This window comes from Taklimakanibacter deserti (assembly GCA_003574785.1).
In genome coordinates, this window is sequence record QORU01000005.1 from 446220 (window position 1) to 453129 (window position 6910).

At 64.2% G+C, this 6910-nt stretch carries 6 protein-coding genes; 5 read left to right on the top strand and 1 reads right to left on the bottom strand.

The window, feature by feature from the left end:
- Positions 1-24 precede the first annotated feature (24 nt).
- From purH to DS839_RS13210, 3 genes are read left to right on the top strand one after another with little or no spacing between them, the layout of a single operon-like run.
- Positions 25-1605, top strand: a complete 1581-nt coding sequence (gene purH / locus DS839_RS13200) for a bifunctional phosphoribosylaminoimidazolecarboxamide formyltransferase/IMP cyclohydrolase (RefSeq protein WP_119270784.1) — start codon at positions 25-27, stop codon at positions 1603-1605.
- 32 nt (positions 1606-1637) lie between these two features.
- Positions 1638-3032 (top strand): ActS/PrrB/RegB family redox-sensitive histidine kinase, encoded by a 1395-nt coding sequence (locus DS839_RS13205; RefSeq protein WP_119270785.1) that lies wholly within the window; start codon positions 1638-1640, stop codon positions 3030-3032.
- A gap of 49 nt (positions 3033-3081) precedes the next feature.
- Positions 3082-3627, top strand: coding sequence for an ActR/PrrA/RegA family redox response regulator transcription factor (locus tag DS839_RS13210; protein ID WP_119270786.1), 546 nt, complete (start codon positions 3082-3084; stop codon positions 3625-3627).
- A gap of 6 nt (positions 3628-3633) precedes the next feature.
- Here the strand turns inward: DS839_RS13210 and DS839_RS13215 are convergent, their stop codons facing one another.
- Positions 3634-4092 carry an MmcB family DNA repair protein gene (locus tag DS839_RS13215; protein ID WP_119270787.1) on the bottom strand — a complete coding sequence of 153 codons (459 nt, stop codon included), beginning with the start codon at positions 4090-4092 and terminating at the stop codon, positions 3634-3636.
- Between the two features lie 127 nt (positions 4093-4219).
- On the opposite strand from DS839_RS13215, the gene DS839_RS13220 reads away from it, so the two are divergent.
- Positions 4220-4777: a TRAP transporter small permease subunit gene (locus DS839_RS13220; RefSeq protein ID WP_119270788.1), complete on the top strand. Its 558-nt coding sequence runs from the start codon at positions 4220-4222 to the stop codon at positions 4775-4777.
- An 18-nt stretch (positions 4778-4795) separates the two neighbouring features.
- Positions 4796-6727, top strand: a complete 1932-nt coding sequence (locus DS839_RS13225) for a TRAP transporter large permease (protein ID WP_119270789.1) — start codon at positions 4796-4798, stop codon at positions 6725-6727.
- Positions 6728-6910 lie beyond the last annotated feature (183 nt).

Below are 6910 nucleotides of genomic sequence, written 5' to 3' on the forward strand. Positions count from 1 at the left end.
CTCTGCCACAGCCGGGGCCCTTCGATGTCGCCACCCCTACGCCGCGCTTTGCTTTCCGTTTCCGACAAGACGGGTCTCGTCGATTTCGCCCGCGCACTCGCCCGGCGCGGTGTCGAACTCGTCTCGACCGGCGGCACCGCCAAGGCGCTGAAGGCGGGAGGCCTTGAGGTGACGGATGTCTCCTCGGTCACCGGCTTCCCCGAGATCATGGACGGCCGGGTCAAGACGCTGCATCCCAAGATCCATGGCGGGCTCCTGGCTGATCGCGGCAATCCCGATCATGTGAGGGCACTCGCGGCCCAGGCGATAGCTCCTTTCGAGCTGCTTGTCGTCAATCTCTATCCCTTCGAAGCGGCGACGGCGAAGGGCGCCGCATGGGACGTGGCGATCGAGAATATCGACATTGGCGGGCCGGCGATGATGCGCGCCGCGGCCAAGAATCACGGCAGCCTCGCCGTGATTGTAGATCCGTCCGACTATAATGATGTGCTCGAGGTCATCGATGCGAACCAGGGTGCGGTGAGTGACAAGGCGCGCCGCTATTTGGCCGCCAAAGCCTTCGCTCGCACGGCTTCTTATGATGCGGCCATTGCGCAGTGGTTTGCGCGCGAGCTTGAGGATGAAACACCGGACTACGCCGCACTAGGCGGAAAGCTCATCCAGAAACTGCGCTATGGCGAGAACCCGCATCAGTCGGCGGCCTTCTACAAGAGCCCGGAGAACCGTGAAGGCGTTGCCACCGCCGAGCAGCTCCAGGGCAAGGAACTCTCCTACAACAATATCAACGACACCGATGCGGCCTTCGAATGCGTCGCCGAGTTCGATACCGGCGCGGCGGCTTGCGTGATCGTGAAACACGCCAATCCTTGCGGCGTGGCCTTGGGATCATCGCTCGCTGACGCCTATAAGAAAGCGCTCAGCTGCGACCCGGTCTCGGCCTTTGGCGGCATCATCGCTTTCAACCGTGCGATCGATGCCGAGTCGGCGGAAGAAATCGTGAAGATCTTCACCGAGGTCATCATCGCGCCGGGGGCGAGCGCTGAGGCGCGCAAGATCATCGCCGAGAAGAAGAACCTCCGCTTGCTCGTCACCAAGGGCCTGCCGGATCCACGGGCGCCGGGTGCGTTGTTCAAGACGGTCGCCGGCGGATTCCTCCTGCAGTCGCGCGACCAAGGTCATGTCGAGGCGCAAGACCTCAAGGTGGTGACGAAGCGTGCGCCGACGGCGGAAGAGCTTGCCGATCTGCAATTCGCCTTCACCGTTGCCAAGCATGTGAAATCGAATGCCATCGTCTATGCGAAGAAGGGGGCAACCGTCGGCATCGGCGCCGGGCAGATGTCGCGTGTCGATTCGACCCGCATCGCCGCGGCGAAGAGCGCCGAAGCGGCGAAGGCCACAGGCCAGGCGGAGCCTCTCGCGAAAGGCGCCGTCGTCGCCTCCGACGCCTTCTTCCCCTTTGCCGACGGGCTTATCACCGCGGCGGAAGCGGGCGTCACCGCCGTCATCCAGCCCGGCGGCTCCATGCGTGATGCCGAGGTGATCAAGGCGGCTGACGAATTGGGGCTCGCCATGGTCTTCACCGGCATGCGCCACTTCCGGCACTGACGACTTCCCCGCACTTTGCTAGAACTTAGGCCATGGTGACGGATGTGAATTCAGCGCCGGCCGAGGAGGGCTCGAGCCTCCTGCCCGGCCTCCTGACCGGCGAACTGGGCTTGCGCCTGAAGACCCTGGTGCGGCTGCGCTGGCTCGCGGTCGCGGGCCAGACGGCGGCCGTCGCCATGGTGCATTGGGGCCTGGGCTTCGATCTCCCGGTCGGCTGGTGCCTGGCGGCGATCGCGCTTTCCGCCTGGCTCAACATTTTCCTCACCTTGCGCTGGCGCGGCAATCTCCTGACCGACCGCAATGCGGCGCTGCTCCTGGGCTACGACATCCTGCAACTGGCGCTGCTCCTCTATCTCACCGGCGGTCTGGAGAATCCCTTCGCCTTCCTCTTCCTGGTGCCGGTCACCGTCTCGGCGACCTCGCTGCCGATCAAATGGACCTTGGTTCTGAGCGGCATCGCCTTTGTCTGCGCGAGCTTCCTCGCTTTCGATCATTTTCCCTTGCCGTGGTTCGCCGAGGCGCCGCTCGAGCTGCCGACGATCTATATCGTCGGCATGTGGACGGCGCTGGTGTCGGGCGCCGTCTTCTCCGCCATCTATGCGCGCCGCATCGCCGAGGAAGCGCGCCAGATGTCGGCCGCCCTTTCCGCGACCGAACTGGTGCTTGCCCGCGAGCAGCGCCTGTCGGCTCTCGATGGTCTCGCCGCCGCCGCCGCGCACGAGCTCGGCACGCCGCTCGCCACCATCGCCCTCGTCGCCAAGGAGTTGAAGCGCGAACTGCCGGCGGGCGGCCACACGGCTGAGGATATCGACCTCCTGATCAGCCAGGCGGCGCGCTGTCGCGAGATCCTGTCCCGTCTCGCCAATCGCGACACGCCCGCCGATGCCATCATGGCCCGGGCGAAGCTGCTGGTGATGCTGGAAGACATCGTGGCGCCGTTGCGCGGCTCCGATGTCACGATCGAAGTCGATGCGAAGCCTGCCGATGACGGCAAGCCGCGGGTCGACGGAGAGCCGGTTTTCGACCGCAACCCCGCCATCACCTATGGGCTCGGCAATCTGATCGAGAATGCCGCGGATTTCGCCACCACCAGGGTCGATGTCGAGGCGCGCTGGTCGGGCTCCGACGTCACCATCACGGTGCGCGATGACGGCCCGGGCTTCTCGCAGGACATCATCGACCGCCTGGGTGATCCTTTCGTCACCTCGCGCAAGGGCTATGGTCCGGGCGATGCCGGCGATGCGGCCGGGCGCCATGAGGGCATGGGCCTCGGCTTCTTCATCGCCAAGACCCTGCTCGAGCGCTCCGGCGCCCAGGTGGCGCTGGCCAACCGGACCTATCCCGATCACGGCGCCAGCGTGCGCATTTCCTGGCCGCGTCACAGGGTCGACATGGCGCTGCGTAACCCTGTCGCGAGTGGGGTTTGAGATAGCGGAACTTACGCCCTATAAGGGGGCGGAAAGGACGTGCATTTTGATGACCGACAGCAACCTGCCGCAGGATCTGACCCTTCTTCTGGTGGATGACGACAAGCCTTTTTTGACCAGGCTTGCTCGCGCCATGGAGACGCGCGGTTTTTCCGTGCGCATGGCGGAGACCGTGGCCGAGGGCGTCGAGCAGGTGAAGAAGGAGCCGCCGGGCTATGCCGTGGTCGACTTGCGGCTCGGCGACGGCAACGGCCTCGATGTCATCGAGGCGCTGCATCGTTCCAGGCCCGATGCCCGCGCCGTGGTCTTGACCGGCTATGGCAATATCGCGACCGCGGTGACGGCGGTGAAGCTCGGCGCCATCGACTATCTGGCCAAGCCCGCCGATGCCGATGCGGTCTATAGCGCGCTGACGGGGGCGGGCGGGGCGCGGGCGGCGCTGCCGGAGAACCCGATGTCGGCGGACCGCGTGCGCTGGGAACATATCCAGCGGGTCTATGAATTGTGCAACCGCAATGTCTCGGAGACGGCGCGTCGTCTCAACATGCACCGCCGCACCTTGCAGCGCATTCTCGCCAAGCGCGCGCCGAAGTAACATTCCTTACGGAAAGCTCTCCGGATCATAGAGTCCATGCAGCCGCAGTGCCGCGGCACGGGCGAAGGAGAGCGTCATCGCCTTGCGCCGCGAGGCGTGGAGCAGGTGCTCGGCCGGATCGCGCTGGACTTCCGCCCCCCAGGCATCGGCGATGATGAGGCCGGCTTCCGCCGGCATGATCTCAGGAGTGAGCTCGGTAGTGATGGCGAAATAGAGCCGGTCGCAGAAATCGCGATATTCCGGCCATTTGAGATCGGCGCGGAAGTCCTCGAGCGACGACTTGATCTCGACGATCCAGATCAGGCCGGAAGGCGACAGCGCCATCACGTCGACGCGCCGGCCGGAAGCGAGCGTGAATTCCGTGAGGGTAGCGAAGCCCGCGGCGCGCAGATGCCGGCACACGCCTTTCTGGATGGCGGCGGCGGTGGGCGACTGGCGCCCGTCGGGCTTAATCAAAGGTATCATGCGACGATTATAATTCAGGCTTGTTGCCGGCCAAACTTTCCTTCTAATGTTTCGCCTCAAATCGAGGACCCGGTCAACCGGGCTGAAGCGGGTTCCTGCTCGCTGCTGACAAAAGGGGAAGTGCCTTATGGATGGATTGCTCAGGCTGAGCCGCTGGATCGATGCGGTCACGGCCTTCATCGGCCGTCACATCATCTGGCTGATCCTTGCCGCCATCCTGGTCTCGGCGATCAATGCTGTGATCCGCAAGGCTTTCGACATCAGTTCCAATGCCTGGCTCGAGCTGCAATGGTATCTGTTCGGCTGCGTCTTCATGGTGGCCGCCGCCTATACGCTGCAGAGGAACGAGCATATCCGCATCGACATCGTGTCCAGCCGTCTGTCGCAGAATTGGCGCAACTGGATAGACATTTTCGGCCATGTGCTGATGCTTCTGCCGTTTGCGGCGCTGATGACCTATGAGAGCGTGCCTTTCGTCTGGAGCGCCTTGCGCTCGGGCGAGATGTCGGGCTCGGCCGGCGGCCTCATCATCTGGCCGGCCCGCGCCTTCATCCTTGTCGGCTTCTTCCTGCTCTTCATCCAGGGCATATCCGAGCTCACCAAGCGCATCGCCGTCATGAAGGGCCTCATTCCCGATCCCCATCCGCATCACGGGTCTCATGCGCCGCTCGAGCCGCATCAATAAAGCGGGAGGCCTCAGCTGATGACCGCCTTCCTCATCGACAACATGGCGCCGATCATGTTCGCCGCCTTGGTGATCTTCCTCCTGCTCGGCTATCCGGTCGCTTTCTCATTAGCTTTTGTCGGCCTCTCCTTCGGCGCGCTCGGCATCTATCTCGACCTCTTCCCGCCCAACCTGCTGCAGGCCTTGCCCGATCGCGTCTATGGCATCATGGCGAACGAAACGCTGCTCGCCATTCCCTTCTTCACCTTCATGGGGCTCATTCTCGAACGATCCGGCATGGCCGAGGAATTGCTCGACACCGCGGGCAAGCTCTTCGGTCCGGTGAGAGGCGGTGTCGCCTATGCGGTGATCTTTGTCGGCGCTCTTCTCGCCGCCACCACCGGCGTCGTCGCGGCTTCCGTCATCGCCATGGGGCTGATCTCGCTCCCCATCATGCTGCGCTATGGCTATGACCGGCGCATGGCATCGGGCGTCATCGCCGCCTCCGGCACCTTGGCGCAGATCATCCCGCCAAGCCTCGTCCTCATCATCCTCGCCGATCAGCTCGGCCGCTCGGTCGGCGACATGTATACCGGCGCCATCATCCCGGGCCTCGTGCTCACCGCGCTCTACATGACCTACGTCTTCATCATGACGATGATCTATCCGAAAGCGGCGCCGGCACTGCCGGCCGAGGCGCGCTCCTTCGGCGAAGGCGCCGACTACCGTTCGGTCCTCACCGCCGTGACCTTCCCGCTGGTGCTGGTGCTGTGGGGTATGATCGTGCTGTTCGCGCCCAAGCTCGGCATCGACCTGATCAACGCCTTCGTACCCGGGGTCAGCGAGGCGATCGAGGCGCGCTTCGTCGGCGGAGGGGGACGCATGCTGGCGATGCTCGGCGCCTTCGCCCTGGTCTATCTCGTCTATGTTGCCGCCTTGCGCTATCTGCCGAAGATCTTGTCAATGATCCTGGGCGCACTCTTCCTGCTCCTCGCCTTGGGTGCCCTGTGGAAAGCCGCCCAGGCCTTCCATGCCGGTTTTGTCGCCTTGCCGCCCGCTTCCGAACGCGGCCTCGATTACCTTCTCGACATCATCGCCTGGATCGCCGGCGAATGGGTCTATTTCGTAGCACTGCTCGGCCTCATCGGCGGCGGCGTGTCGCTCCTCAATGCGCCCTCGCGGCCGGTGGCGGGCGCAGTGTGGAAGATCATCGCCGATCTCCTGCCACCGCTCATCCTCATCTTCCTGGTGCTGGGCACGATCTTCCAGGGCATCGCCACGCCGACCGAGGGCGGCGCCATGGGAGCGGCGGGCGCGCTGCTGCTCGCGCTGGCGCGCCGCCAACTCAATTTCGGCCTGTTGCGCCAGGCACTCGAGCAGACGACGAACCTTTCCGCCTTCGTCATCTTCATCCTGATCGGTGCGCGTGTCTTCTCGCTCACCTTCTATGGCGTCGACGGCCATAAATGGGTCGAGCATCTGCTGGTCAGCCTGCCGGGCGGCCAGCTCGGCTTCCTCGTCTTCGTCAACCTGCTCGTCTTCGTCCTCGCCTTCTTCCTCGATTTCTTCGAGCTCGCTTTCATCATCGTGCCGCTGCTCGCGGGGCCGGCCGAGGCGCTCGGCGTCGATCTCATCTGGTTCGGCGTGCTGCTCGGCATCAACATGCAGACGAGCTTCATGCATCCGCCTTTCGGCTTCGCGCTGTTCTATTTGCGCTCGGTGGCGCCGCGCGCGCCCTACAAGGACCGTGTCACGGCTGCGACGCTGCAGCCGGTGACCACCGGCCAGATCTATTGGGGGGCAGTGCCCTTCGTCATCATCCAGCTCATCATGGTGGGTCTCGCCATCGCCTTCCCGGCGATGATCATGCATTACAAGGGAACGGGACCAGCGGTCGATCCCTCGACCATCGAGATCACGGTCCCGACCGAGGACAATGGCGATCTCACCGGACCGCCATCGTTCGAGTGATGATGAGACTACCCTCGCCCCCAACGGGGGAGAGGACCTCCCACCAACAAGTCAAGGTCTTGCGGGGCGGTAACCCCGCGAGAAGAGCGGACGAGAAGGTTCCGTGATTGTCGATTGTAGCGCCGTGCTCGCACTGTCCAGGACGCTTCGCGCCAGCTTCGCCGGTGCCGCCTTTGGCGGCAT